Source organism: Sulfitobacter sp. IGS-18, from assembly GCF_059628195.1.
Genome location: NZ_CM184556.1, coordinates 3,044,475 through 3,070,219, shown reverse-complemented (window position 1 = coordinate 3,070,219; position 25,745 = coordinate 3,044,475). Strand labels below are relative to the sequence as shown.

Sequence of the window (25,745 nt, the reverse complement as noted above, 5' to 3'; positions counted from 1 at the left end):
TGGCCAAAAAGAGAGGGGGGTTGGTGCTTTCGCGCCTTTGCGGGGCGGGTTAGGGTGCGGTCATGAAATGGAATCTGCCCAATGTTCTGACGCTTTTGCGTCTGGTCGCAGCACCTGGTGTTGCGGTGATGTTCCTGTATTTCGATCGTCTTTATGCGGACGGGCTGGCGATGCTGTTGTTCGTGGTCGCGGCGGTGACGGATTGGTTCGACGGCTATCTGGCGCGTGCCTGGAAACAGGAGACCAAGCTGGGGACCATGCTGGACCCGATTGCCGACAAGGCCATGGTGGTGATTGCGCTGATGGTCATTGTGGGCTTTTCAAGCTGGTCACCCTGGCTGGTGTTGCCCACCACGGTGATTCTGTTCCGGGAGGTCTTTGTCTCCGGGCTGCGGGAATACCTTGGCGATGTGTCCGGCACGCTGAAGGTGACCAAACTGGCCAAGTGGAAGACAACGGCGCAGATGATTGCCATCGCTGTGCTGTTCAGCCAGGGCGTGTTCGAGCATTATTTCGGCCTTTCCGGTGGCGGGATGGATGTGACGTCGGGGGAAACGCTGGGCGTGGCGCTGGAGCACGATCTGATCGGTCACGACCTCGACCTGGAAGTCTGGGCGGGGCGCGTCGGGCTGACATTGTTGTGGATCGCGGCGGCGCTGACGGCAATCACCGGGGTGGACTACCTGAAAAAGGCGATGCCGCATCTGAAGGAGGGCAACTCATGAACGTCTTGTATTTTGCCTGGGTGCGGGAGCGGATCGGCGTGCCGCGCGAAGAGGTCGAGACCGGGGCAAGGACCGTGAATGACCTGGTTGCCGAGTTGCGCGGGCGCGAGGAACGCTATGCCGCGGCCTTTGAGGATCTGTCGGCGCTGCGTGTGGCGGTGGATCAGACCCTGGTGGATTTTGACGCGCCATTGGATGGCGCCCGTGAAGTGGCGTTCTTTCCCCCGATGACGGGGGGGTAGGCGATGCGCATTTCCGTACAGGAAGCGGCCTTTGATCTGGGGAAGGAAGCTGCGGATTTTGCCGCGGGCCGCGCTGACATGGGGGCCATCGTCACCTTTACCGGCGTCGTGCGGGACCTGCCCGGTGATCCGCTGGACGTGATGGAGATTGAACATTACCCCGGCATGACAGAGGCGGCGCTGACCGATATGGCGCAGCAGGCGGTGACGCGGTTCTCTCTTGGCGATGTGCTGGTGATCCACCGGTTTGGTGCGCTGAAACCCGGCGAGATGATCATGATGGTCGCGACCGCGGCACCGCACCGCAAGGATGCCTTTGCCGCGGCGGAGTTCCTGATGGATTACCTCAAGTCCCGCGCCCCGTTCTGGAAGCGCGAAGTGACGGCGCAGGGCGGCGATTGGGTCGCGGCAAAGGACGAGGATGAGGCGGCGCTGGACCGCTGGTCCTGACAAGCGGCTGTTTGACCCACATCAAGGTTCCCTGCACACTCCGCTGATAGGATCAGGGGGAAAGCACAGGAGGATGAAAGATGATCACGTCCATAGTTGTTGGTTTTGACGGGTCCGAGGCTGCCGAGCGCGCCCTGAAGATGGGTTGCGAACTGGCGCTTAAGTTCGGGGCCAGGCTGGAGGTATGCCATACGCCTCTGGAAGAGACGGTGACCTTTGCCGCCGAGGCGATTTCGGGGTTCTATGTCGGCCCCACGGCGGCCCATGACGAGATGCTGCGCGAAGCGGCTGTGAAAATGGCGGAACGCGCCAAAGGGATTGCGGCAGAAGCGGGGATGCCGGATGTGGAGGTTCACATCGGGCATGGTCTTCCGGCGGCAAATGTTCTGGCGCGCGCCAGGGAGGCGAAGGCCGATCTGATTGTCACCGGGCGCAGGGGGCTGGGTGCCGTCAAGGGGCTGTTTCTGGGCTCGACCTCTCAGGAGATCAGCAAGAGCGCGCAATGTGCTGTCATGACCGTGGCCTGAGACGGCCCCGGCCGCGCCCCTGTCCGCTTTGCAGGACCGGTCAGCTGGCCTGCTGCCGGTCGATATAGGCGCGCATTTCCTCGGCCTCGTGGCGGGCGTCGCGCAGGCCATCCATCGCCGCGCGCAGTTCCGCTTCCGTCTGGGCCAGTTGATTGGTCAGCTCCGCCTCGCGCTGTTGCAGGTAGGTGATCGCCTGATCGCGGGTTTCTTCGGCCTCGTGCAATTCCTGGCTCATCTTGTCGAGCTGGGCCACATCACCTGCCGCGACACGGGTGAACCTGTGCAGCAGCCAGTTTGCAAACCATCCCAGACAGAAAGCCACGAACAGGATGATCGCGGTGGCGAGGACGAATTCAGTTCTGCTCATCAGTGGGGCCTTCTTCGACTTGATCCGCCTCTGTATCGCTTGATTGGGCAATGGATTCCAGCGTTGTTTGCCCCGGAAGCTCCACTGTTTTCGGGCGGATCAGACGAAACTCGATGCGTCGGTTGGCTTCGCGGCCCACTTCGGTCTTGTTGTCGGCGACCGGATTCTCCTCGCCATAGCCCTTGGCGGTGAAAGACCCGGTCAACACGCGGCGCGCGCGCAATTCGTTCAGGACGGATTCGGCGCGCGATTGCGACAGTGCAAGGTTCATGCTCTCGCGGCCCTGGCTGTCGGTATAGCCCTGAATCTCAAGCGGCAGGTCGCCGCAGCGTTTCAGGATTTCCGCGATGTCGTCCATGGTGCCCAGGGCGCTGGCGTCGATGGTGGCGCTGCCCGGTTCGAAATTGATCTTGGCGACTTTCACCACTTCGCCGATTTCGGCCTCGCATTCGTCTGGCGTGGGCAGGCCCAGCACCGGGTCCAGCTTTTCCTGGTAGATGACATCAATGTCATAGTCGGCCCCTTCCCCCAGTTTGTCGGACAGCAGGGAGGCAATTGCGGTGTTGGCATCGGGATTGCCGGTGTTGCCGGTGACCGAGACGGTATCGGGGGTGACGGTGACAGCGCCGTTGGACAGGCTGGCGAGCGCTTCCAGCCCGGTCAGCACGCGGGGGCCCCAGCTGTCGGGCAGGTCTTCGTCGATCCGCGCGGCCATATAGACCTTGTCGGAGCCAAAGCGTGCCTTGGCATAGCTGTCGGCCAGTTCGCGCAGCGGCGCATTGCTGACACGGCCGCGCAATTGCACCTGACCTTCGGGGCTGAGCGTGGCGGTGAATTCCGGCGGGCCTGCATTGGGGTCTTCGAGCTTGGGACGTTTTGCACTCAGGGCAAAGACCTCGGGCAGGGAGGTTTCCAGCTCGCCCACGACGCGGTCGAACAGTGACTGGTCGATGCCGGGCTGGGCGACCAGGGTCATATCGGCATCGGCCAGGGTGACCGAACCGCCTTCAAGGCGTTTGACGGCGTCGATGCCCTGCATCACCGCTTCCGCCCAGGCCGGGCTTGGAACCCCCAGACCGACCGTGCAGCGGCTGTTCGCAGGGGCACCGGCGCGTTCGCCTGCCGCCAGGATGCGGTTGCGCGCGGCATCCGTATCGGCGGAACAGGCGTCGAATCTAGCGCCATCCTCATCCAGTTCGAAGCGCATGGTAAAGGGGGTGATCACCGGGCGGGGGGCCGCGATGTCGAGCACCAGCTTCAGCGATGGCGGTGCTGCGCGTTTGAGCTTGGTTTCCATTGCGGCCTTGGCTTCGGGGCTGTCGGCAATTGCCGTGATGGAGACGCGCCCGGCCTCGATGGAGGCCTTGGCACGGGGCAATTGGGCAATCGCGGTGATGGCAAACCCCAGGGCCTCTTCCCAGCCGGGAGGCGCGGGATAATCCGCCTGTTCAAGCAGATCGGCGACTTCCTTGCTGCCGGACATCTTGGTGAAACGGGCGATCGCGGCCTCGCGGTCGGTCGAGGAGGGAATCAGACCGATGATGGACACGCCACTGTCGTTGCGCAGGACCTCGGCGGAAAAACGCGGCGGGGCGATGGCGGCCTGTGCCTCGACTTCCATGTCGTCGATGACGCGGGCGGCATCCACGATGGAGCCTGCCGTGGTCAGTGCCCGGAACCTGACGGCCTCGGTCGGTGCGATGCCTGCAAGCGTGACCTGCAGCCCGTCGGCCTGTACCTCGGCCCATGTCATGCCCTGATCGTCCAGCGCGTCCCGCACACCGATTTCCGATGTCTCCTCGATCAGTTTGACAGAGAAATTCGCCGCCACGAGGGAAACCACGGCGGCGGCGACAAAGGTAAGGGTGATGGTCAGGACAGCAGACAGGCGCATGGCTTTTCTTCTTGATCGTGAACGCTGCCGTCTTGATACGCGCCGGGGGCGGGGGGTGCAATCATGCCAGCAGGGCTGCTGCGAAGAACAACAGCGGGATCATGCCTGTATCGCGGTTGGCGCGAAACAATTGCAGCATTTTCGAGGGGTTGTTCAGGTCGAGCCCGCGCAATTGCCATGCCATGTGCCAGCCCATGGCCCAGGGGCCGCCCAGGGCCAGCACCAGCGCCAATACGGAGGCGTCTGGAAGGGCAGAGAACACCACCGCCAGCCCCATCAGTCCAACGGTCACCACCAGGAAACGGCGCAGCCACTGCGGGCTCTTGTCGCCAAAGAGGCGGGCGGTGGATTTGACGCCGATCAGCGCATCGTCCTCGGTATCCTGATGGGCGTAGATCGTGTCGTAGAACAGCGTCCAAGCGATTCCCGCGACGTAAAGCAGCACGGCGGGTGATTCCAGCCTGCCGGTATGTGCGGTCCAGACCAGCAGCGCACCCCAGTTGAAGGCCAGCCCGAGGAAGACCTGCGGCCACCAGGTAAAGCGCTTGGCAAAGGGATAGACCGTGACCAGCAGCAGTGACAGCACCCCTAGACCGACGGCGGCCCAGTTGAAGGTGAACAGGATGCAGGCCGCCAGCAGCGCCTGAAGCACCATCCAGGCCAGGGCCTGGCGCACCGAGACCTGTCCCGACGGGATCGGGCGGGACCGGGTGCGCGCCACCTTGTCATCGATGTCGCGGTCGGTGATGTCGTTCCAGGTACAGCCCGCGCCGCGCATCAGGAAGGCGCCGATGCCGCAGCCGGCAAAGAGCCAGAGGTCTTCCCAGCGGGGGCTCTGGTCATGCAGGATGGCCAGGGCCAGCCCCCACCAGCAGGGCAGCAGCAGCAGCCAGGTCCCGATGGGCCGGTCCGCGCGGGACAGGCGCAGGTAGGGGCGCAGGGCTTGGGGCGCGTGGCGATCCACCCAATTGTCGGGCGGCGCATCGGCGACGGTGCCTTTTGCGTCCTGGCGATCTGGCGCGGCGGGCTGGTCTTGCATATATGAACCTCATGAGTGCGAAGATCAGGCTTTATGTAGATCACCCCCTGGGGGCGGGGCAATCGGTTCCTTTGGACCGGGGGCAGGCGCATTACCTCTTTGGGGTGATGCGGCAGCCTGTCGGCGCGCAGGTGGCGCTGTTCAACGGGCGCGACGGTGAATGGCTGGCAGAGGTTGCCCGCGCTGGCAAACGTGACGGCGAGTTGATCTGCGTCGCGCAGAGCAGGCCCTTGCAGATGCCGCCGGACCTCTGGCTGTGCTTTGCCCCGATCAAGAAGGCCCGCACGGATTTCATCGTGGAAAAGGCCGCCGAAATGGGGGCGGCGCGGATCGTGCCGGTGATGACGGAATTCACCAACGCGGGCCGGGTGCAGACCGACCGTCTGCAGGCCCATGCGGTGGAGGCGGCAGAGCAATGCGGTGGCACCTATGTGCCGGAGGTGGCCGAAGCGGTGCGTTTTGACCGGTTGCTGGACGGATGGGACAGCACCCGCCACCTGATGTTCTGCGACGAGGCGCTGGCCGCCGGGGGCGGCTCTGCGCTGCCAGAGGTGCGGGGGCCCTGGGCCATCCTGATCGGGCCGGAGGGCGGGTTTTCGGAGAAGGAGCGGGAACGGCTGGCGCGGCTGGAGACGGCAGTGGCGGTGCGTCTGGGGCCGCGCATTCTGCGGGCGGATACGGCGGCGGTTGCGGCGATGACGCTTTGGCAGCAGGCTTTGGGCGATTGGGGCTGAGGTCTGTGGTGTGTATTTTGGGAACAATGAAATGAAAGTGGACCCCGGATGACGTTTCTCCGGCCTGAGGCGGCAGAAAGTCTGTGGCGCTGGCGCGAGGTGATCGCGGGGGCCGTGCTGGGGCTGACCGGGTTATGGCTGGTGGCGGTGCCGGGTTTTCTGCTGGCGGTCGTGGGCTATCCGCTGATCGCGGCAGGTGCCGGGCTGGCCTGGATCGGGGTGCAGCGGTTGCGGTTCCGGGCGGGTCGGGACGGGCCGGGGGCGGTTCAGGTCGATGAGGGCGAGGTCACATATTTCGGCCCGCTGACCGGGGGCACCGTGGCCCTGCGGGAGATGCAGAGCCTGACGCTGGAGCGCAACATGTATCCGGCACATTGGCGGCTTGAACAGCCCGGGCAGTCCGCTTTGCTGATTCCGGTGAACGCGGCGGGGTCAGAGGCGCTGTTTGATGCCTTTGCAACCCTGCCTGGGATCAGGACCGAGAGGATGCTGGGTGAGCTGCGGGCAGGTGGCGTGCAATCGGTGGTGATCTGGCAGCGGCAAGTGCAGCGACCGCCAGTGCGCGTGCTGCATTGACACGCCCTTTCTGATCGCCCATCCCTGACCATTCAGAGATATCATTGCGGAGCCCTCACCCATGTCCATTCCACAGTCCGGCGGCGGCCCCATCGAGCGTCACGAACAACTGGCCGAATACCTGGCGGAGGGCTGCAAGCCCCGGGACCAGTGGCGGATCGGCACCGAGCATGAGAAGTTCGGCTATTGCAAGGATACCCATAATCCCCTGCCTTACGAGGGCGAACGCTCGATCCGGGTCATGCTGGAGGGGCTGCGCGACCGCCACAACTGGACCCCGGTCGAAGAGGGCGGCAAGCTGATCGGGCTGGAAAAGGATGGCGCGAATGTCTCGCTTGAACCCGGGGGGCAGCTTGAACTGTCCGGCGCACCTGTCGAGACCATTCACGAGACCTGCGACGAGGTGAACAGCCACCTGCGCGAGGTCAAGGATGTCGCCGACGAGATCGGCGTCGGTTTTATCGGGCTGGGCGCGGCACCGGACTGGACCCATGAGCAGATGGATCTGATGCCCAAGGGGCGATACAAGCTGATGAACGACTACATGGGCCGCGTCGGCACCATGGGGCGGATCATGATGCGGCGGACCTGCACGGTTCAGGTCAACCTCGACTTCGGGTCGGAGGCCGACATGGTCAAGAAGATGCGCGTGGCCCTTGCCATGCAGCCCGTGGCCACCGCGTTGTTCGCCAATTCCCCGTTCTTTGAAGGCAAGGTGAACGGCTACAAGAGCCTGCGCAGCCGGGTGTGGCGCGACCTGGATGCCTCGCGCACCGGCACGCTGCCCTTTGTCTTTGAGGAAGGGTTCGGGTTTGAGCGCTGGGTGGACTATGCGCTGGATGTGCCGATGTACTTTGTCTACCGCGACGGCAAGTATATCGACGCGCTGGGCATGTCGTTCCGCGATTTCATGGCGGGCAAACTGCCCGCGCTGCCCGGCGAGACTCCGACGCTCAGCGACTGGGCCGATCACCTGACCACCGCCTTCCCCGAGGCGCGGATGAAGAAGTTCATCGAGATGCGCGGCGCGGATGGCGGGCCCTGGCGGCGGCTCTGCGCGCTGCCGGCCTTCTGGGTGGGGCTGATGTATGACCAGTCGGCGCTGGACGGCGCCTGGGATCTGGTCAAGCACTGGACGTCGGCACAGCATGACGGGCTGCGCGTGTCGGCCAGCATCGAAGGGTTGCAGGGCAAGGTGCAGGGCATTTCCCTGCATGAGGTCGCCCGCGAGGCCCTGGCCCTGTCTGAGGCCGGTTTGAAAGCCCGCGCACGCGCAGGCGCAGGCGGGCTGGTCCCCGACGAGACACATTTCCTGAACGCGCTAAAGGAAAGCGTCGAGACCGGCAGGGTGCCTGCGGATGAACTGCTGGAGGCCTATCACGGCCCCTGGGGCGGTGACCTGAGCCGGATCTACGACGATTTCAGCTACTGAGCCCTTCCCGGCGCGCGTGCCTTAGCCCTGGCCCAGCACGCGGGTGCGGTAGAGGTCTTTCAACTCCTGCTTCTGCCTGACCTTCAGGGCGGCTTCCTGCTCGGGGCTGCGTTCGAACAGGCAGGCATAGCTTTGCAGCGGATCACGCCGTTTGATCCCGGGGGCAGAGGATCCACCCGTCTTGCGCATCGGCGCGGGGTCCAGCATGCCGCCAAACCCGTCCTCTTCGTATTTGGTCGGGGCCAGCATGAACATCAGGTGCAACAGGGCCGAGACGACGGGTGTACAGACCATCAGCGTCGTGACCAGGATCGCCGGAATGCCAATGCCGGGATCCGATTTCACCGACTGGGCCAGATCTCCGACACCTTGTGCAAGCTGTGGTTTCGGCATGCCGCCCGTCATGTCACTGAGCGTTGCCCAGATCACATCCCATCCCAGGCTATTTGCGGCAATTGCAGCGGCAAAAATGCCGTCCCAGGCGCTTTCTGCCGATCCCATGACGAGGGCAGCCAATACGGCCAGGCCAAGCACGGCTTCATTTCCGGCGACGCTGGATGTCAGCAAGGCAGAGCCGATGCCCAATGCCAAAGTGATGCTGGAAAAAATCGCGATGAAGGGCAGCTTGGCCCATTTGCCGCTTTTGCCGCTGTCATGCAGGCGGCGCACGGTCAGGGAGAGGCGCGGGACGATGGTCAGCACGAAGACCAGGATGGAATCGTAGTAAAGCGGGTTCAGCGGCGGGATCTGCCGCGCCAGCAGGCTGGACCAGAATTCGGCGGCATCCCCCGGCAGCAGGGCAAGGATCACGATCCAGATCAGCGGCATCACGCACCAGTATTCGAGCGGTGAGGCACGGCCCGAAAAATTGAATGCGCGGAAAAAGAAATTCTCGAAGTACTGGAAAAATGCTCGCACGGTGCAATCCGATGAATGTTGTTCAGGGACCGAAACTGCCGGGCGATCGGGGCAGGATTTTGACGGTGGTGTGATCTAATCGGGCGCGCCGTCTATTCGCAGGGTGCGGGACCGGCGCGGTTGCGCGCCGGTCCCTGGTTCATGTGGTCGTGCCGTCAGGCCGGTTCTGGCTGTTGCCGGGGATTGTCCCGGGCAGGGGTGGCCAGCACAGCGCGCAGGGTGCCGACGGCATGGGTGAAGCCAAGGCCAAGGCAGAGGCTTGCCAGACCCAGTGCCAGCAGGAAGCTGATCACCGGGCCGCTGACCGCAAGCGGCAGCAGTGCGCCGATCAGGATCACACCGCCCGTGCCGATGGCGGCAAAGCCGGTGGCGATGGTGACTGCCGCTGCGCGGGCTGCGGCACCGGTCTGCGGGCAGGTGCCGATCATCGCGCCGATGCGCAGGATCATGGTGCACAGGGCGGCAAGCGCGCCGAAGGCCAGAAGAAGGTAGATAAGGGCAAGCAGGATCATTTGTCTCTCCTATCGAGGTCAGTTGGGAATGGGATGGGTGAAGAAATCGCGGCAAAGCCTGCGATAGAGCCAGCCGAATGTGGCGGTCCAGAGGGCGGCAAAGACCAGAGCGAACAGGGCCATTGTCAGCAGGGAAGGGATTTGCCCCTCCTGGGCGGTGAGGCACAGATAGAGTGTTGCGCCCAGTGTCAGGATCCCCACCGCTTTCATCGCAAGAACGGCCAGCTCAAAGATGTCGTGGACCTCTCTTTGCAGACGCCACAGCAAAACCGGGGTCCCGACAGCAAGGTAAAGCGGCCCGCCGATGATCAGCGCGAAGACCGGGACCACCAGCCAGAAGCTGATTGCGGTTACCAATACCGGGCCGCCGATGAGGGCAAGGAAGAAGGCCACGGGGTCGATGACATGATGAGGACCGGCGGTGCGGGTGGAGGCGAAGTTTCCAGTAATTTCTGTCATGAGAGAAATCCTCGGGTAAATGGAAGGCGCTTGTCAGCCCCTGTCCTTGGACTTTGGCAGGAAGCGCGCGATGCGGCCCCCCAGTTTGATCACCGACAATTGCACCGACCGGGGCAGGCGCGACACATCGCGATACCAGTCGTCGAACATCTGCATGGTGGTCAGCGTCTCGTTGATGCGCGCTTTCACGGCGGGCGGGGTTGCGTCCTGTTCGGCCTCGGCCTGAACCTCGCGCAGGGCGGCGAGGGTCGGGGCATATTCACGTTCCCGCCTGCTTTCGATCACCTGGTTGACCAGATCGAACATGTCGCGGATCGAGGTGAAGTGATCGCGCCGATCCCCCAGCTTGCGCTGCGATTTGACCAGGCCGAGCGATTGCAACTCTTTCAGCCCGTTCGACACGTTTGACCGGGCGAGGTTCAGCAGCTCGCAGATTTCATCCGCGCTCAGGGCTTCCGGCGCGATGTGCAGCAGCGCATGGACCTGCGCCACGGAGCGGTTGGTGCCCCATTTCGCGCCCATGTCCCCCCAGTGGAGGATAAAGTTCTGCATGGCCGGTGTGAGGTGCATCTTCATGTTCCATACGTTAATTTCTGTAATGACAGAAATATCAGGAATGTCGGGAATGGCAAGAGAATTTGTCCGGTGGCGCTGTGGCGCGATGTCACAGGGTCGGATCACCTGTCGTGAAAGCAGACAGGATATTGAGGTAAACTCAATAGATTCAATGCTTTGTGATCTTTGGTGCAGGCCCGGATCATCGGGTGGCGGTGTTACGCTGTCTTGCCGATTTTCGGCTCCGTGCCGGCACGGATACGTTTGATGTTGGCCCGGTGACGCCAAAAGATCAGCAGGGTCAGGACCACGCCCAGAACCAGAGCGTTACCCGCGCCGAGAATCACCATCAGGAAGGTCGAGGCGGAAGCGGCGGCCAGCGCCCCCATCGAGGATATGCGGCTGGTCAGCGCCCCGATCAGCCAGGCAATGCAGCAGCCGATACCAACCGGCCATGCCAGTGCCAGCACGATGCCTAGGAAGGTCGCGACACCCTTGCCGCCGTTGAAGCGCAGCCAGACGGGATAGCAATGGCCCAGCATCGCCATCAGCCCGGCCAGCTGTGCCGCATCCTCGCCCGCCATCGCACGGGCCAGCAGGACCGCAACCGCGCCCTTGGCCCCGTCCAGCACCAGGGTCAGCGCGGCGGCCTTCTTGTTGCCGGTGCGCAGGACGTTGGTGGCACCGATGTTGCCGGAGCCGATGTCGCGCAGGTTGCCCAGCCCCATCGCGCGGGTCAGCAGCAGGCCAAAGGGGATCGAGCCCAGAAGATAGCCAATGAGACCCCAAAGGATCAGAACGGCGGCGGAACTTTCAATCAGGGGCATCAGGGGGCCTCGAATACGCAATTGCCAGCAACATAGGTTTTCAGGACCTTACCCTGCATCCGCATTCCGTCAAACGGGGTGTTGCGCGATTTGGAACGCAATGTGGCACGGTCCAGCTTGAACGGTGCGTCGGCGTCGAACAGCACCAGATCGGCAGGGGCCCCCGCGCTCAGCCGTCCGCCGGGCAGGTTCAGCCGTTTCGCGGGGTTCAGCGACAGCGCGCGCCAGAGCGTCGGCAGGTCCATCACCTCTGCATGGACCAGCCGCAGCGCGGCGGGCAGCAGGGTTTCCAGCCCGACGGCACCGGAGGCGGCTTCCTCGAAGGGCAGGCGCTTGGATTCCTCGTCTTGCGGCGTGTGCATGGAGCAGATGATGTCGATCAGGCCGGAAGCGACAGCATGGGCAACTGCCAGCCTGTCATCCTCGTCCCGCAGCGGCGGCTTGAGCTTGAAGAAGGTGCGATAGTCCGCCACGTCGAGCGCGTTGAGCGTCAGGTGATGCACACCCACCCCGGCGGTAATGTCCAGCCCGTTGCGCTTGGCCCGTTCCAGCGCGGGCAGGGCGCGGGCGGTGGTGATCTGGTCGGCGTGGTATTTCGCCCCGGTCATCTCGATCAGCGCAATGTCGCGGTCCAACCCCATGCGTTCGGCCATCGGCGACACGGCGGGCAGGCCGCGCAGGGAGGCGAACTTTCCGCTGGTCGCGGCGGCCCCGGCACTCAGGATCGGTTCCTGCGGATGGGCGATGACCAGCGCGCCAAGGCTGCGGGCATAGGTCAGGGCGCGCGAAAACACCTTGGTATCCGTGACCACATGGTCGCAATCGGTAAAGGCCGCAGCACCTGCGTCCATCAGGAAACCGATCTCGGTCATCTCCTGGCCCGCGCGCCCCTTGGTCAGGGCCGCCATCGGGATCACGTTGACCGGTGCCGCCTCATTGGCGCGCCGGGTGACGAATTCCAGCACTTCGGGGCTGTCGATGGCCGGGGTCGTATCGGGCCGGGTGATCATCGTTGTCACACCGCCCGCTGCCGCCGCCAGCCCGGCAGAGCGATAGCTTTCCTTGTGGCGTTCACCGGGTTCGCAGACCTTTACGCCAAGGTCCACAATGCCGGGGGCGAGGTATTTGCCCCGGCAATCAATGATCTGCGCGTCACCGGGCGGTTCATCATTGGCGGCGATCCGTTCGATCCGGCCATTGCGGACGGTCAGCGCCCCTTTGGTGAGTGTCCCCGCTTCGGGGTCGATCAGCTGCGCGTTGATGAAGTGCAACGTCATGGCGGGCCTTCGTGTTTGGGTCCGGCGTGTCTTGCCCTAAAACGCGGGCTGAACCAAGGGGCAAGTTCAATCCGCGAGGGGACCCCGGCGCGCGGCCTCGATGGTCTCGGCGGTTTTTGCCGGATAGGGCAGATATCCGATCGCGATGCGCTGGCCCGAGGATAATTCCACAACCACACGGCCCCCGAAGCGGGTAAAGACCCGGTCGATCTCGCTCAGCGGCAGCTGCGCGGTGCCATCGCCGTCTTCGTGGATCAGATGTCCGCCCTCAAGATGCCAGCGGTCGTATTTGGAGGCGCGCCAGCGCAGGGCGTCGTCGAACAGAAATCCTGCTGTCAGCAAAAGCGCCGTCGGGATCACCCAAAGAAACGGCAGATCGGTGTAAAAGGACAAAAGAAACCCGACCGCCAGCAGCGCCAGGAAGGTAAACAGCGCGGTGACCGCCGCCCGGCGCAGAAACACCGCCCGTTGCGGCGCCCAGCTCAGCCGCGACGTCATCCGGCCATCCAGACCATCATCGCGGCCACGCCAAATGCCACCAGCAGGGCGATCATCGCGATGCGGCCGGACATCTTGGGGTCGGGTTCAGGTTCCTTCATGAAAGTTACCTACCGCATGGGCCGGGGTTAGGAAAGCATCCACAGGCAGACAAGGGCAACCAGAACCAGCAGCCCGATGATCACCATCGCCCCGCCCGCGCCACCGCGCACCGGCTGCGGGGGCGTCAGGGTCGGCGTGCCGGAATATGGTTTTGCCGCATCCGAATCGATCTCGATCTGGCTCCAGTCGCGCTTTGCCTGACCATAGGTGCCGATCAGCGTCAGTTCCGGGGTCGGCGTGAATGTCACTTCGCGCCCTTCAAAAGCGCTGGAATAGACCAGCATGACCCATCCTTCGAGCGCACGCAGCTTGGCGCGGTCGCGGGTCAATCCTGCCTCATCGGCATCGACCCCTTCGCGCAGATAGCCATGCAATCCGATCTCGGCCAGATCGGAAATCTGAAAGACGTCGATTCCGCGCGGATCAAGCTGCTGCATCCCCAGCGCATCCTTTTGCGCCTGACGGCTGTTGCGCAGCGATTTCGCCTGGTCATCAGACATCGAAAGACTGAAGACACGCACAATGCCGTGTTCATGCGCGGGAATGGTGATTTGTGCCATCTCGTCGGGGTCCGGATTTTCAATCGTGGATGATTTGAGCTGTCTCATGAGGGACAAACGCAAACCGGGCGGTATTGGTTCGGATAGAGGTCAGGAAACCTGGCGCACCGGTGTCTGGCGCAGGTTGCGCGCCAGCAGGTCCATCGCCGCCATCCGCACGGCAACACCCATTTCGACCTGGTCCTGGATCACGCTGCGGTTGATGTCATCGGCCAGCGTGCCGTCGATTTCCACACCCCGGTTCATCGGGCCGGGATGCATGACGATGGCGTCGGGCCTGGCATGTGCAAGCTTTTCGGAATCCAGCCCATAACGGTGGTAATATTCCCTTTCGCTGGGGATAAAGCCGCCATCCATGCGTTCTTTTTGCAAGCGCAGCATCATCACCACGTCCACGTCCTTCAGCCCCTCCGCCATGTCGTCAAAGACCTCGACACCGAAATCGGCCACGCCTGCGGGCATCAGGGTCGGCGGGCCGATCAGGCGGATGCGGTTCTCCATCTTGCCCAGCAGCAGAATGTTCGACCGTGCCACACGGGAATGGGCGATATCACCGCAGATGGCGATGCTCAGCCGGTGCAGGCGTCCCTTGGCCCGGCGGATGGTCAACCCGTCCAGCAGCGCCTGTGTGGGATGTTCGTGCCGCCCGTCGCCCGCGTTCAGCACCGCGCAATTGACCTTTTGTGCCAGCAGATCCACCGCGCCCGATTGCGGGTGCCGCACCACCAGCAGGTCGGGGTGCATGGCGTTCAGGGTCATGGCGGTGTCGATCAGGGTTTCGCCCTTTTTGATCGACGACGCCTGCATCGCCATGTTCATCACATCGGCACCCAGCCGCTTGCCCGCAATCTCGAAAGAGGCCTGCGTGCGGGTCGAATTCTCGAAGAACATGTTGATCTGCGTCAGTCCGGCCAGTGCATCGGCGTGTTTGTCAGGCTGGCGGTTCAGCTCCGCATAGGTGTTGGCAAGGTCCAGCAGGGTGGTGATATCGCCCTGCGACAGGTGCTCAATGCCTAGCAGATGGCGGTGGGGGAAGGACATGGCGGCGCCTTTCGTCAGTGTCGGGCCCTTATAGGGGGGTGCGGGGGCGGGCGACAAGGTGGGGATTTAGCTTGGCGCGGGCAGGGCGTAGAGTGGCGTCATGGAATCATCGGCTTATCATCACGATCTCGCGCTGCTGGAATGGCAGATCGAGCTTGGCGCGTTTGAGGCGATCGGGGATATGCCGGTCAATCGCTATGAGGTGCCTGCCGCTGTTGAAAAGCCGAAGGCCGCCGTGGCTGCGACACCTGCGGTCACGCCGGTGCCACAGGCCAGGGTCGATGCCGTGGCCATTGCCGAACAGGCGGCCGCTGCTGCGGCAACGCTTGAGGAATTGCGCGCGGCCATGGCGGCATTCGAACATTGCGACCTGAAGAAGGGCGCGCGCAATCTGGTGTTCAGCGATGGCACCCCCGGCGCGCCCGTGATGCTGGTGGGCGAGGCACCGGGCCGTGACGAGGACCGGGCGGGCAAGCCCTTTGTCGGGCGGGCAGGGCAGCTGCTGGACAAGATGCTGGCCGCCATCGACATGGGGCGCGACCGGGCAGAGGCGCCGGTCTATATCACCAATGTCCTGCCCTGGCGGCCGCCGCAGAACCGCGACCCCAAGCCGGAAGAGATCGCGATGATGAAACCTTTCCTCATGCGCCACATCGCACTGGCAAAGCCGCAGGTGCTGGTGATTGTCGGCAACTGGTCCTGCCAGGCGCTGCTGGGCAAACGTGGCATCACCCGGCTGCGCGGCGCATGGACCGAGGCCGCCGGGGTGCCCGCCTTGCCGATCTTCCATCCCGCCTATCTGCTGCGCTCGCCCGAGTTCAAGCGCGAGGCCTGGGCCGATCTTTTGTCGCTGAAGGCGAAGCTGGCGGATGGTTGATCCTTTGACCCTGCTGGCTTTTGTGCCCGCCGCGCTGGCGCTGAACCTGACGCCGGGGGCGGACATGATGTTCTGCCTTGGCCAGGGGCTGCGTTCCGGTCCCCGGGCGGCGGTGGCGGCCAGTGCCGGGATTTCTTTTGGCGGCATGGTGCATGTGGGGCTGGCGGGCCTGGGGCTGGGGGCTGTGGTGGCCGCCTTGCCCTGGGCGCTTGAGGTGATCCGCTGGATTGGCGTGGCCTATCTGCTGTGGCTGACGGCGCAGACCCTTCGGCACAGCAGGGCCGCAAAGGACAATGCCCGCGCCTTTGGCGTCTGGCAGGCGTTTCGCACCGGGTTCTATGTGAACCTGAGCAACCCCAAGGTGATCCTCTTTGTGCTGGCCTTCGTGCCGCAGTTCGTGCGCCCCGATGCCGGATCCGTGCTGGGGCAGTTCCTTGTCTTTGGCGCGGTGCTGGGGCTGGGCGGATTTGTGATCAACGCGGGCGTTGGTGTATTCGCCAGCACGCTCGGCCGTAGGCTGGCGCGCGGCGGGCGTTTGCTGGGCTATCTCAGCGCGGGTATCTTTGTCGCGCTGGCCGCGCGGCTGGCAATGATGGAGCGGGCATGAGCCGGATCGACGAAACCAAGGACTTCATCGCGGTGCGCATTGCGGTGCTGACCGTGTCGGACACCCGCGATCTGGCCGAAGACAGGTCAGGCGACGTGCTGGTGGCCCGGATCGAGGCGGCGGGGCATCGGGTGGTCGATCGCCGGATCCTCCGCGACGAGCGGGCGGAAATCGCCGACCAGCTGCGCGCCTGGTGCGCGGATGACGGGGTGGACGTCGTGATCAGCACCGGCGGCACCGGGCTGACCGGGCGCGATGTGACGGTGGAGGCGCACCGCGACGTCTATGAAAAGGAGATCGACGCCTTTGGCACCGTCTTTACCATCGTGTCGATGAACAAGATCGGCACCTCCGCCGTGCAAAGCCGTGCGACCGGCGGGGTGGCGAATGGCACCTATCTGTTCGCGCTGCCGGGATCACCCGGGGCCTGCAAGGACGCCTGGGACGAGATCCTGGTGAAGCAGTTGGATTACCGTCACCGGCCCTGCAATTTCGTGGAGATCATGCCGCGTCTGGACGAGCATCAGCGAAGAAAGTGACGCCGCGCGCCGGAGTTTTCAAAACTCCGGACCGAATTTTTTGAAAAATTCGCCTGTTGTGCCACCGGTCTTGCCTGCCGCGTACCGGAGTTTTCAAAAACTCCGGCAAATTCCTTTGAAAGAATATCCGGCGCAGGTTCAGAAGGTCTGGTCGTAATCGCCGACGCCGGGTTCGCTGCGGATCACCGCATCCAGTTCCGCGAAAATCTGGCGCAGCTCAGCTTCCGAATCCGGACTTTCGCAGACCACCACCAGATTGGGCGTGTTCGAGGATGCCCGCACCAGCCCCCATGCGCCATTGTCCAGGATCACCCGTGCGCCGTTCACGGTGACCACCTGCGCCACTTTGCGGCCCGCCAGTTCCGGCAGGGCCGTGAGCTTGCCCACGATCCGGTCCAGTATCGCGTATTTCTCCGTATCGGCGGCATAGGGTGACATGGTCGGCGTGGCCCAAGTCTGTGGCAGGGCGCGGCGCAGGTCGGACATGCTCTTGTCCGGATTGCGGTCCATCAGCTTGCAGATTTCCACCGCCACCCGCATCCCGCAGTCGTATCCGCGCCCGATGGGCTCTGCGAGAAAGTAGTGCCCGGACTTCTCGAAACCCGCCAATGCGCCCAGTTCCTTGACCCGGCGTTTCATATGGCTGTGGCCGGTCTTCCAGTAATCCGCCTTGATTCCGTGTTTGATCAGCTCCGGGTCGGAGGCGAAAAGCCCGGTCGACTTCACGTCTGCCACGAAGGTCGATCCGGGATAGAGCCGGGCGAGGTCGCGGGCCATGATCACGCCGACCTTGTCGGCAAAAATCTCTTCGCCCTCGTCATCGACCACGCCGCAACGGTCGCCGTCGCCGTCAAATCCCAGCGCCAGATCCGCGCCCGAGGCTTTGACCGATGCGGCCATGTCGTGCAGCATTTCCATTGCTTCGGGGTTCGGGTTGTAATGCGGGAACGTGTAGTCGAGCCTGTTGTGGCTTTCGACCACCTCCACGCCCATGCGGCGGAACAGCTCGGGCGCGAAAGCCGAGGCGGTGCCGTTGCCGGTGGCGCAGACCACCTTGAGCGGGCGGGTCATTTTGAAATCGCCCACAAGATCGTCGAGATAGGCCTCGCGCACCCCGTGGACGAATTCGTAACCGCCGCCGGGGCGCGTCTGGCCCTCGCCGTTCAGCACGATGTCGCGCAGCTCGCTCATTTCGTCGGGGCCGTGGGTCAGCGGGCGTTCAAAGCCCATCTTGACCCCGGTCCAGCCATTGGGATTGTGGCTGGCCGTGACCATGGCCACCGCAGGCGCATCAAGGTGAAACTGGGCGAAATAGGCCATCGGCGACAGGGCCGGGCCGATGTCACGGACCTGGATGCCCGCCTGCATCAGCCCCAGCATCAGCGCATTCTTGATCGACAGGGAATAGTCGCGATAGTCGTTGCCAACGGCAATCACCGGTTCGATCCCGCGCCGGTACATCTGCGTGCCCAGCCCCAGGCCCAGGGCGGTGATGCCCGGCAGGTTGATGTCGTCGGGGTATTTCCAGCGCGCGTCATATTCGCGGAATCCCGTGGGCGTGATCATGGCGTCGCGCAGAAATTCCCAGGTGTTCTGGGTCACGGCAGGTGCTGGTCTGGTCACGCAGGGACCTCTTTCGTTCAGGTATCAGAAAGACAGGGGAAATTCTTTGGCCAGCGCGTCAAAGCGCATCAGGCTGGCGATCAGACCCGGCATCTGGTCGAGATAGACCATGTTCGGCCCGTCGCTGGGGGCGTTGTCGGGGTCTTCATGGGTTTCCATGAAAACCGCTGCCACGCCAATGGCCACGGCGGCGCGTGCAAGCACCGGCGCAAATTCGCGCTGTCCGCCCGATGACGTCCCCTTGCCGCCGGGAGAGGCCACCGCATGGGTTGCATCCATGACCACCGGGTAGCCGGTCTGTGCCATCTGGGGCAGGCTGCGCATGTCCGTCACAAGGGTGTTATAGCCAAAGGAGGTGCCGCGTTCGGTCAGCAGGATCTTTTCATTGCCGGTCGATTTGATCTTGTCGACGATATTGCCCATTTCCCAGGGTGCGAGCCACTGGCCCTTCTTGACGTTCACCGCCTTGCCGGTCTTTCCGGCGGCCAGCAGCATGTCGGTCTGGCGGCAGAGAAAGGCGGGGATCTGCAGGATGTCCACAACCGCGCCCGCAATCGCGCATTGTTCTTCGGTGTGCACGTCGGTCAGCACCGGCACGTTATTGGCGCGTGCGACGGATTCCAGTACCTTCAACCCCTGATCAATCCCCAGGCCCCGCTTGCCCGAAAGCGAGGTGCGGTTGGCCTTGTCGTAGCTTGCCTTGAACACATATTGCGCCCCGGCTGCCGCACAGGCTTCTTTCATCCGGCCCGCGATCATCTGGGCATGATCCTCGGATTCCAGCTGGCAGGGGCCGGCGATCACCGTGAGCGGGCGGTCATTGCCGATAAGGATGTCACCAACGGGAACTTGCGTCATGAGGTTACCTGTTCTCTTAGGATCGCCGATGTCAGCGACAGCATGAGGTAGATGCCTGCAAAGATCAGGAAAGCCAAGATCGTGTTCTCGAATTTGCGCGGATAGGTGGGTTCTTGTGGTGCCACCGGTTCCACCGCAACAGTCAGGTAGCGCACCTGGCGGTTGGCCTCGGCGCGGGCGGCCTCCAGCCCGGTCTGGGCCAGTTGCAGGTTGGTGTCCGCCGCAACCAGATCGGCCTGGGCCAGTTGCAGTTCAACCGCTTTCTTGGCCAGTGAATCCTCACCCTGTGTGGCCGAATTCAGCTTGGCATTCAGCTTGTCCAGCTGTTCGTTCAGGCGGCGTACGTCGCCCTGTGCGCCATCGACCTTGGCCTTGTTGGGGCGGGTGTTGTCCAGCAAGGCGGCCAGTTCCAGTTCCTTTTCGATCAGCAATCCTTCGTAGGTGGTGATCTGGGTTCTGATCGCGATGATTTCGGCCTCGGGGTCCACACCGTTCTGCACCTGAAGCTCGATCAGGTTCTGCTGGGCGGCGCGGCGCTTGTCCATCGCCTGCTCCAGCCCCTGCACCGCGTCAGCCATCCCGTCTTCGCGCTTTTTCTTGGACAGGTTGTTGACGCGTTCCTCCGCGTATTTCAGCAGGTTGCGCGAGAAATCGGCAGAGACATGCGGATCGGCGGCGATGACCTCCATCCGGATGACGCCTTCGGTCGGATCATAGCCGATCTTCACGTTCTTCTTGTAGACCTTATAGGCCTCTTCATTGGTCGGATCATCGGTCAGCCGCTGGATCGGGTCCACGTCCGCATTCGAAAAATGCGTCTTGAAATTGGCGTCCGCATCCAGGCGCAGCATCGCGTCCTTGGATTGCAGATAGGCCTGTGTCGCGATGCTGTCCGCCGAGTTTGCGAATTGCGTCGGCAGCAGCCCGCCAAAGGGGCTGGTGCTGGTGCCTTCGCTCTGGATGATCAGGAACTGGCTGGTGGTCGCATACATCGGGGTCGCAACCTTGTAGAAATAATACCCTGCCGCAAAGGTTGGCAGCATGACAAAGAACGCCAGCCGCACCATCAGCAGCCCCAGCTTGCGGCGGCGGCGGCGCGAGATGTCGCGCTGGATGTCGCCGATTTCGCGCTGGCGGCGTTCGGCCGGGCTCAGCTCGGTCGAGGGCAGGTTGATGCCGCCGCCCGCCGGCACGGTCTGGGGCAGTTGCACGCGGCCGGTTCCGGCGCCGCCCTGCTGTGCGGGCAATTGCGCCATCATGTCGCCGGGGCCGCCATCGCGCTGTTCTCCGCCGGCCTGCGGCACCACCAGTTCGAGCATGTTCGAGCGCTGGAAGGGGTCGATCCCCTTGGACCGCAGCAGGCGCACCGCGTCAAAGTCGGAGGTGGGCGCAAGCCCGTGTTTCTGCGCCACGCGCCGCGCCATGCGCAGCTGACGGCCGGTCAGCCCCTCGCGGCGGATCGCATCCATGTCCAGCTCGCCCGCCACTTCCTTGGGGGAAGAAACCTCACCACTGCGGAGGGTGTCCTGCGGCGCGCTGTCCTCTGCCCCGGCCTTGGGCTGCGAGGCGGTAGGCGCCTGCGCTGCGGGCCTGGCATCGGATACCGGGACGGGACGCGGCCCTGCAGGGCGCGCGGATGTGGCGGGGCGTTCGGGCGTAACATGCTCTTTCGGCTGCGCACTGCCAATTTCGGCATGATCTGCCGTCGGCATGGGGGGCACGCTCCGCTTGATGCGGAACTTACGAGCCTTGGGTTTCGTAGTCATAGAGCTGTTTCGCTTCTTCCAAGGTGTCAAACATATGCAGCTGCCCGTTCAGGAGAACGGCGGCTGAACGTGCGAATTTCTCAAGCGTCTGCGCCTGGTGCGAGACGATGATGATCGTGGTGGTGCGCAGACGTTCCTGAAGGATATCGCCCGCCTTGCGGTTGAACTCAACATCTGTTGTCGCAGGCATGCCTTCGTCGATCAGGTACATGTCGAAATCAAGCGCCAGCATCAGCGCGAAGGAAAACCGCGACCGCATGCCCGCCGAATAGGTGCCCAGCGGTTGATCGAAGTATTCGCCCAGCCCGCAGAGCCAGCGGCAGAAGCTCTCCACATAATCCGGGTCGAGCCCGTAAAGCCGTGCGATATAACGGGCATTTTCCATCGCCGAAACCTTCGCGACGACACCGCCCATGAAGCCCAGCGGGAAAGAGATGTTGCAGCCGCGCCTGATTTCGCCTTCATCCGGCTTTTCAAGGCCGGCCATCATGTTGATCAGCGTTGTCTTGCCGGTCCCGTTGGGGGCCAGGATGCCCAGTGAACGCCCCAGTTCCACCTTGAAGGAAACCCGGTCAAGGATCACCTTGTGTTGGGTTCCGGTCCAAAAGGACTTGGAGACGTTTTCGAATTCCAGCATGCCTGTTTCGCTCGCGGTGTCTGATCTGATCCGAGTGCCCCGTTGGCCGTGGCTTGGGTCAGCCCTAGTGCCCAATTTTGTCCACATTATGTCTCATTAGGAAACAAATGTACAACGCGGCCCGGCAGGTCAGTGGCCGATCAGCAGGGGAGCCCGGCAGGCGTGGTCGCGGGTTTCCATTTCGAGCGTGGAATGGTGCAGGTGATGGGCTGCGGCCAGACGGGCCTTTACCGCGCTTCGGGTGGCATCGGCCGGGGCACCCGGATCCAGTACCACATGGGCATCCAGCGCGGTTTCATGTTCGCCCATCATCCACAGGTGGACATGGTGGGTGCTGGCCACGCCCGGGGTGGATTGAACGGTGTCGATCACGGCAGCGGTGTCCAGATCGGGCGGGCTGGCCAGCATGAGGATGCGCATCACGGCAGGCATTTCGCGCAGTGATTGCCACAGGATGTAGCCCGCGATCAGCAAGGTCGCCGTGGGATCGACCCAGGTCCAGCCGAACAGGATCACCAGGGTCCCGGCTAGGATCACCGCAACGGAGCCAAGCGCATCGGCCACATTGTGCAAAAAGGCCGCGCGGATGTTCACGCTGCTTTTGGACATCGTATAGGTCAGCGCCGCCGTCGCCAGGTCGATCGCCAGCGCGATTCCCGCCACGATCACGATGATCCAGCCCGCCACCGCGGAGGGTTCGAAAAAGCGCATCACCGCCTCGTAAACCAGGTAGAGGCCGATCACGATCAGGGTGGTGTAATTGACCAGCGCCGCGACGGCTTCGATCCGGCCATAGCCGAATGTCATCTGCGCATCTGCCGGGCGGCGGGCGATCTTGCGCGCGCCGAAGGCGATGATCAGCGCGATGGCGTCCGAAAAGTTGTGCAGCGCATCGGCGATCAGCGACAGGCTGCCGGCAATCACGCCGCCGATGATCTGTGCCAGTGTCAGCGCCATGTTCAGCGCGATGGCAAAGGCCACCTTGGCGTCGCCCGCTTCTGGATCAATGTGATGATGATGGTCGTGCGCCATGGTCTTCCTGTCCCTATTGGGTGGGGCGGCAGCGCGTGCAGCCCCGCTTGTTACGCGATGTAGCGGTCAGGCCACCGCCTGCCAGAGCAGCCCGGCAATGATCGCGCCGATCAGGGCAAAGCCGATATAGGCGGCAAAGACGCGCGGCTTGACCAGCGCCCAGACCGCAATGGCCGCCGGGATGCAGCTGACCCCGCCCGCGATGACAAAGGACATCGCGGCCCCCTGTGTCATGCCCTGCGCCAGCAGCGCATCCACCAGCGGCACGGCGGCATAGCCGTTCAGATAGGCCGGTGCCCCCACCAGCGCGCCCAGCAGGATCGGCATCAGGCCGGTGCCGCCCAGCACGCCGGCGATCCAGTCGGCGGGCACATAGGTCAGCATCAGCGCCTCGACCACATAGGCCAGGGTCAGCCATTTGATCAGGAACAGCGCGTTGTCCATGGCGGTGTCGCGGAACACCTCGCGGCGCGCGCCTTCCTGCCAGAAGCGCCAGACCGGCTGGCCGGAGAAGGGTTTCCTGACGCCGCAGCAACCGCCCACCGCCGGGCGTTCGCGCAGCGGATCGGCAAAGAGCGGCGTGTTCGCGGCCAGCATGACACCGAAACCGCCGAACATGCCGATGCCGACGGCGGCCAGGGTCTTGGCAATGGCGAAATCCCAGCCCAGCGTGCCCGAAGTGATGGCGAACATCGCCGGGTCCATCAGCGGCGAGGCCAGCCAGAAGGCCATGACCGCGCCCAGCGGCGCGCCGACCGCCAGCAGGGCGGCGATGAAGGGGATGACCTCGCAGGAGCAGAAGGGCGACAGCCCGCCCAGCAGCGCTGCCATGACGATCATCCGCGCCGGGTTCCCCTCGAAGGCGCGGGCCAGAAGCGTTTCGGCCCCGCTGGCCTTGAGATAGGCCACGGCCAGGACCGCAAAGGCGATGAAGGGGGCTGTGCCCGCCAGCGCCTTGCCCGCGAACACCAGGGTCGGGACAAGCTGCGGCAGGTCGAAGAGGGCCAGTGCCACCAGGATCGCGAGGGTGAAGGCCCAAGCGCCGGGACGCCAGCGCAGCGCGGCGCTGAGGGTTTGTGAGGTCTGGGTGGTGTCAGCCATGGTCGTGGTCCTTGCAGGGGGCCGAGGCATCGGCACAGCATTCGGTCAGCAGAAAATGCGCAAGCGCCTGGATCTCGTCATAGGCGACGGCGGCGCAGATGGTGGAGCGGCCCGACCGTGTCTGTTTGACCAGACCGGCAGCGGCCAGCAGTTTCAGGTGGTGGGTGAGGGTGGAGCCGGTGACGCCGGTCCGATCCCCCAGCGCCCCGATGCTGAGCCCCTCTGGCCCTGCGCGGACCAGGCTGCGCAGGACGGACAGGCGCTGTTCGGAGCCGAGAGCGGCAAAGCTGGCAGCGGCCAGGGTGAGGGGCGGGGCGATATGCGATTCGGATTTCATATTTCTAGAAATATAGAAATGAAATTGTGGCGCAAGTCTTATTTCGATAATTCTCGAAGTGTTCTTTGCCGCGGTTGCGATGTGTATTTGAAGAACAATGAAACCGGGGTTTGGCAGAACACTCCGGTGGTGTATCTGGATGTCATGTCGGATATGCGTGATGAATTGCGGGCATGCAGCCTCTGCGCGGCGCGGTTTGCCGCGACGGCCACGGGGCATGCGCCAAGGCCGGTGGTGTGGTTTGCTCCCGGTGCGCGCATCCTGATTGCCGGTCAGGCGCCGGGGCTGCGCGTGCATGAGGCGGGCAAGCCGTTCCGGGACGCTTCGGGCAATCGTCTGCGTGACTGGCTGGGGCTGGATGAGGCGCGGTTCTATGACCTTGGCAAGGTTGCGGTGATTCCGATGGCCTTTTGTTTTCCGGGCTATGACGCCAAGGGCAGCGATCTGCCGCCGCCACCCATCTGCGCCCGGACCTGGCGGGCGCGGGCGCTGGAGCTGGTGCCGGACATCCGCCTGACTGTGCTGATCGGCGGCCATGCGATGCGCTATCATCTGCCCGGGTTCAGGACAGTGAGGCAGGCGGTTGCCGATTGGCGCGATCATCCGCCGGGCGTCTTTGCCTTGCCTCATCCGTCCTGGCGCAATACCGGGTGGTTGAAGAAAAGCCCGTGGTTCGAAGCCGAGGTTCTGCCCCGGCTGCGTGCCGCCGTTGCAGAGGTGCTGAATGACTGACCCGACCCCGCTGGACACCGCCCATGCCGCCATGACCGCGGCACAGGATGACGACACCGCCCGGTTGCGGTTCTTCGAGCGGATCGCGGATGTGGAACTGTATCTGCTGCTTGAGGCGGAGCCGGAGGGGGATCAGATCAGCCCGGTCCTGCTGGATGACACCTATGTGCTGGTCTTTGACCGGGCCGCGCGGCTGGGCGCCTATGTGGGGGAGCCTGCGCCCTATGTCGCCCTGTCGGGGCGCGCCATCGCGGGGATGCTGGAAGGGCAGCCGCTGGGCATGGCGGTGAATGTCGGGGTGGCGCCCTCTGAGATCCTGTTGCCCGCGGAGGCGCTGGACTGGCTGCGTGACGCGCTGGCCCATGCGCCGGGTGAGGTCGAGGCCCGCATCGAACAGGTCCTGCCGCCAAAGGGGCTGCCCGAAACCCTGATTGCCGCGATTGATGCCAAGCTGGCAACGGCAACGGCGATGGCAGCGGGGGCTTTCCTGGTGGGGGTCTCATATGCGGGGGGCGGGCGCGGGCATCTGTTGGCCTTTGTCGGGGCGATCCCGCGCGCGCAGGATGCGCTGGTGCGCGCGGCCTCCGAGGCGCTGACATTTTCCGGGATCGAGGCGGGTGCGATGGACGTGGGTTTCTTCGCGCCTTCCGATCCGGTGGTGGCCAAACTGGCGAAGGTCGGTTTGCGGTTCGACCTGCCGCAGGGGGAGGCCCTGCAACAAACACCGCGTTTGCCGCCGGGGTCGGACCCGGCAAAGCCGCCGATCCTGAAATAATCGGGCAGTTTGATCACGGGGCATGATAGATTGCCTCACGGGGCTGCGAGGTCACGGGTTTGTGGGATGCGATGACGCAGGCGCATGCGTATCCTTGGTGCAACGCAACGTTCACGGAGTATTTGA

The 25,745-nt window shown here is 63.8% G+C and carries 31 protein-coding genes; 12 read left to right on the top strand and 19 right to left on the bottom strand.

Annotated elements, in window-relative coordinates; translation table 11 throughout:
* Positions 1 to 62 precede the first annotated feature (62 nt).
* The 4 genes from pgsA (at position 63) to ACWNZ3_RS14775 (ending at position 1,944) form a co-directional block, all read left to right on the top strand.
* Entirely contained in the window at positions 63 to 725 is a 663-nt protein-coding gene (gene pgsA / locus ACWNZ3_RS14790) for a CDP-diacylglycerol--glycerol-3-phosphate 3-phosphatidyltransferase (protein ID WP_496900413.1), read from the top strand.
* Positions 722 to 967 (top strand): molybdopterin converting factor subunit 1, encoded by a 246-nt coding sequence (moaD, locus tag ACWNZ3_RS14785; RefSeq protein WP_496900412.1) that lies wholly within the window; start codon positions 722 to 724, stop codon positions 965 to 967. Before pgsA ends, moaD begins: the two co-directional genes overlap by 4 nt.
* A gap of 3 nt (positions 968 to 970) precedes the next feature.
* A complete protein-coding gene (locus ACWNZ3_RS14780; protein ID WP_496900411.1) occupies positions 971 to 1,417 on the top strand; it encodes a molybdenum cofactor biosynthesis protein MoaE in 447 nt (148 codons plus the stop codon).
* Between the two features lie 80 nt (positions 1,418 to 1,497).
* On the top strand, positions 1,498 to 1,944 hold the full coding sequence (locus tag ACWNZ3_RS14775) for a universal stress protein (RefSeq protein ID WP_269361408.1): 447 nt from the start codon (positions 1,498 to 1,500) through the stop codon (positions 1,942 to 1,944).
* Between the two features lie 40 nt (positions 1,945 to 1,984).
* Here the strand turns inward: ACWNZ3_RS14775 and ACWNZ3_RS14770 are convergent, their stop codons facing one another.
* The 3 genes from ACWNZ3_RS14770 to ubiA form a co-directional block, all read right to left on the bottom strand.
* Positions 1,985 to 2,311: a hypothetical protein gene (locus ACWNZ3_RS14770; protein WP_114275262.1), complete on the bottom strand. Its 327-nt coding sequence runs from the start codon at positions 2,309 to 2,311 to the stop codon at positions 1,985 to 1,987.
* Positions 2,298 to 4,205 carry an OmpA family protein gene (locus ACWNZ3_RS14765; RefSeq protein ID WP_496900410.1) on the bottom strand — a complete coding sequence of 636 codons (1,908 nt, stop codon included), beginning with the start codon at positions 4,203 to 4,205 and terminating at the stop codon, positions 2,298 to 2,300. Before ACWNZ3_RS14765 ends, ACWNZ3_RS14770 begins: the two co-directional genes overlap by 14 nt.
* A gap of 61 nt (positions 4,206 to 4,266) precedes the next feature.
* Positions 4,267 to 5,244, bottom strand: a complete 978-nt coding sequence (gene ubiA, locus ACWNZ3_RS14760) for a 4-hydroxybenzoate octaprenyltransferase (protein WP_274573946.1) — start codon at positions 5,242 to 5,244, stop codon at positions 4,267 to 4,269.
* 11 nt (positions 5,245 to 5,255) lie between these two features.
* On the opposite strand from ubiA, the gene ACWNZ3_RS14755 reads away from it, so the two are divergent.
* From ACWNZ3_RS14755 to ACWNZ3_RS14745, 3 genes are all read left to right on the top strand, one after another.
* Positions 5,256 to 5,978: a 16S rRNA (uracil(1498)-N(3))-methyltransferase gene (locus ACWNZ3_RS14755; protein WP_496900409.1), complete on the top strand. Its 723-nt coding sequence runs from the start codon at positions 5,256 to 5,258 to the stop codon at positions 5,976 to 5,978.
* Positions 5,979 to 6,026: 48 nt separating this feature from the next.
* Positions 6,027 to 6,554 carry a hypothetical protein gene (locus ACWNZ3_RS14750; protein ID WP_269361401.1) on the top strand — a complete coding sequence of 176 codons (528 nt, stop codon included), beginning with the start codon at positions 6,027 to 6,029 and terminating at the stop codon, positions 6,552 to 6,554.
* A 61-nt stretch (positions 6,555 to 6,615) separates the two neighbouring features.
* Positions 6,616 to 7,986 (top strand): glutamate--cysteine ligase, encoded by a 1,371-nt coding sequence (locus ACWNZ3_RS14745; protein WP_496900408.1) that lies wholly within the window; start codon positions 6,616 to 6,618, stop codon positions 7,984 to 7,986.
* A gap of 21 nt (positions 7,987 to 8,007) precedes the next feature.
* Here the strand turns inward: ACWNZ3_RS14745 and ACWNZ3_RS14740 are convergent, their stop codons facing one another.
* From ACWNZ3_RS14740 to ACWNZ3_RS14700, 9 genes are all read right to left on the bottom strand, one after another.
* Positions 8,008 to 8,904, bottom strand: coding sequence for a DUF805 domain-containing protein (locus ACWNZ3_RS14740; protein WP_496900407.1), 897 nt, complete (start codon positions 8,902 to 8,904; stop codon positions 8,008 to 8,010).
* A gap of 155 nt (positions 8,905 to 9,059) precedes the next feature.
* Positions 9,060 to 9,416: a hypothetical protein gene (locus ACWNZ3_RS14735; protein ID WP_274573941.1), complete on the bottom strand. Its 357-nt coding sequence runs from the start codon at positions 9,414 to 9,416 to the stop codon at positions 9,060 to 9,062.
* Positions 9,417 to 9,434: 18 nt separating this feature from the next.
* Positions 9,435 to 9,875, bottom strand: a complete 441-nt coding sequence (locus ACWNZ3_RS14730; protein ID WP_496900406.1) for a hypothetical protein — start codon at positions 9,873 to 9,875, stop codon at positions 9,435 to 9,437.
* A 33-nt stretch (positions 9,876 to 9,908) separates the two neighbouring features.
* Positions 9,909 to 10,445, bottom strand: a complete 537-nt coding sequence (locus ACWNZ3_RS14725; RefSeq protein WP_496900405.1) for a GbsR/MarR family transcriptional regulator — start codon at positions 10,443 to 10,445, stop codon at positions 9,909 to 9,911.
* A 203-nt stretch (positions 10,446 to 10,648) separates the two neighbouring features.
* Positions 10,649 to 11,257 carry a glycerol-3-phosphate 1-O-acyltransferase PlsY gene (gene plsY, locus ACWNZ3_RS14720; RefSeq protein WP_269361389.1) on the bottom strand — a complete coding sequence of 203 codons (609 nt, stop codon included), beginning with the start codon at positions 11,255 to 11,257 and terminating at the stop codon, positions 10,649 to 10,651.
* Positions 11,257 to 12,534 carry a dihydroorotase gene (gene pyrC, locus ACWNZ3_RS14715; RefSeq protein WP_269361387.1) on the bottom strand — a complete coding sequence of 426 codons (1,278 nt, stop codon included), beginning with the start codon at positions 12,532 to 12,534 and terminating at the stop codon, positions 11,257 to 11,259. The genes plsY and pyrC overlap by 1 nt, the downstream gene beginning before the upstream one ends.
* A 66-nt stretch (positions 12,535 to 12,600) precedes the next feature.
* Complete coding sequence (locus ACWNZ3_RS14710) at positions 12,601 to 13,032, bottom strand: hypothetical protein (protein ID WP_114275252.1); 432 nt, start codon at positions 13,030 to 13,032, stop codon at positions 12,601 to 12,603.
* Positions 13,033 to 13,160: 128 nt separating this feature from the next.
* A complete protein-coding gene (locus ACWNZ3_RS14705; RefSeq protein WP_269361383.1) occupies positions 13,161 to 13,694 on the bottom strand; it encodes a hypothetical protein in 534 nt (177 codons plus the stop codon).
* Between the two features lie 90 nt (positions 13,695 to 13,784).
* The gene (locus ACWNZ3_RS14700; protein WP_114275250.1) at positions 13,785 to 14,735 is read right to left on the bottom strand and encodes an aspartate carbamoyltransferase catalytic subunit; all 951 of its coding nucleotides are present in this window, start codon (positions 14,733 to 14,735) and stop codon (positions 13,785 to 13,787) included.
* A 100-nt stretch (positions 14,736 to 14,835) separates the two neighbouring features.
* On the opposite strand from ACWNZ3_RS14700, the gene ACWNZ3_RS14695 reads away from it, so the two are divergent.
* The 3 genes from ACWNZ3_RS14695 to moaB are packed head-to-tail and all read left to right on the top strand — an operon-like array spanning position 14,836 to position 16,758.
* The gene (locus ACWNZ3_RS14695; protein ID WP_496900404.1) at positions 14,836 to 15,612 is read left to right on the top strand and encodes a uracil-DNA glycosylase; all 777 of its coding nucleotides are present in this window, start codon (positions 14,836 to 14,838) and stop codon (positions 15,610 to 15,612) included.
* Complete coding sequence (locus ACWNZ3_RS14690; RefSeq protein WP_496900403.1) at positions 15,605 to 16,219, top strand: LysE family translocator; 615 nt, start codon at positions 15,605 to 15,607, stop codon at positions 16,217 to 16,219. Before ACWNZ3_RS14695 ends, ACWNZ3_RS14690 begins: the two co-directional genes overlap by 8 nt.
* Positions 16,216 to 16,758, top strand: a complete 543-nt coding sequence (moaB, locus tag ACWNZ3_RS14685; RefSeq protein ID WP_496900402.1) for a molybdenum cofactor biosynthesis protein B — start codon at positions 16,216 to 16,218, stop codon at positions 16,756 to 16,758. The genes ACWNZ3_RS14690 and moaB overlap by 4 nt, the downstream gene beginning before the upstream one ends.
* A 138-nt stretch (positions 16,759 to 16,896) precedes the next feature.
* Here the strand turns inward: moaB and ACWNZ3_RS14680 are convergent, their stop codons facing one another.
* From ACWNZ3_RS14680 to ACWNZ3_RS14650, 7 genes are all read right to left on the bottom strand, one after another.
* Positions 16,897 to 18,324 (bottom strand): phosphomannomutase/phosphoglucomutase, encoded by a 1,428-nt coding sequence (locus ACWNZ3_RS14680; RefSeq protein ID WP_496901910.1) that lies wholly within the window; start codon positions 18,322 to 18,324, stop codon positions 16,897 to 16,899.
* An 81-nt stretch (positions 18,325 to 18,405) separates the two neighbouring features.
* Entirely contained in the window at positions 18,406 to 19,239 is an 834-nt protein-coding gene (kdsA, locus tag ACWNZ3_RS14675) for a 3-deoxy-8-phosphooctulonate synthase (protein ID WP_269361372.1), read from the bottom strand.
* Positions 19,236 to 21,005 (bottom strand): KpsE/RkpR family capsule polysaccharide export protein, encoded by a 1,770-nt coding sequence (locus ACWNZ3_RS14670; RefSeq protein WP_496900401.1) that lies wholly within the window; start codon positions 21,003 to 21,005, stop codon positions 19,236 to 19,238. Before ACWNZ3_RS14670 ends, kdsA begins: the two co-directional genes overlap by 4 nt.
* Positions 20,980 to 21,642, bottom strand: coding sequence for an ABC transporter ATP-binding protein (locus ACWNZ3_RS14665; protein WP_114275243.1), 663 nt, complete (start codon positions 21,640 to 21,642; stop codon positions 20,980 to 20,982). Before ACWNZ3_RS14665 ends, ACWNZ3_RS14670 begins: the two co-directional genes overlap by 26 nt.
* 129 nt (positions 21,643 to 21,771) lie before the next feature.
* Positions 21,772 to 22,674 (bottom strand): cation diffusion facilitator family transporter, encoded by a 903-nt coding sequence (locus ACWNZ3_RS14660; protein ID WP_496900400.1) that lies wholly within the window; start codon positions 22,672 to 22,674, stop codon positions 21,772 to 21,774.
* A gap of 66 nt (positions 22,675 to 22,740) precedes the next feature.
* On the bottom strand, positions 22,741 to 23,775 hold the full coding sequence (locus ACWNZ3_RS14655; RefSeq protein ID WP_269361366.1) for a permease: 1,035 nt from the start codon (positions 23,773 to 23,775) through the stop codon (positions 22,741 to 22,743).
* On the bottom strand, positions 23,768 to 24,112 hold the full coding sequence (locus tag ACWNZ3_RS14650) for an ArsR/SmtB family transcription factor (protein WP_269361365.1): 345 nt from the start codon (positions 24,110 to 24,112) through the stop codon (positions 23,768 to 23,770). The genes ACWNZ3_RS14655 and ACWNZ3_RS14650 overlap by 8 nt, the downstream gene beginning before the upstream one ends.
* A 144-nt stretch (positions 24,113 to 24,256) precedes the next feature.
* Between ACWNZ3_RS14650 and ACWNZ3_RS14645 the strand changes: the two genes are divergently transcribed.
* On the top strand, positions 24,257 to 24,844 hold the full coding sequence (locus ACWNZ3_RS14645; RefSeq protein WP_496901909.1) for a uracil-DNA glycosylase family protein: 588 nt from the start codon (positions 24,257 to 24,259) through the stop codon (positions 24,842 to 24,844).
* Positions 24,837 to 25,619: an SseB family protein gene (locus ACWNZ3_RS14640; protein WP_496900399.1), complete on the top strand. Its 783-nt coding sequence runs from the start codon at positions 24,837 to 24,839 to the stop codon at positions 25,617 to 25,619. The genes ACWNZ3_RS14645 and ACWNZ3_RS14640 overlap by 8 nt, the downstream gene beginning before the upstream one ends.
* The last annotated feature ends 126 nt before the right edge of the window (positions 25,620 to 25,745 follow it).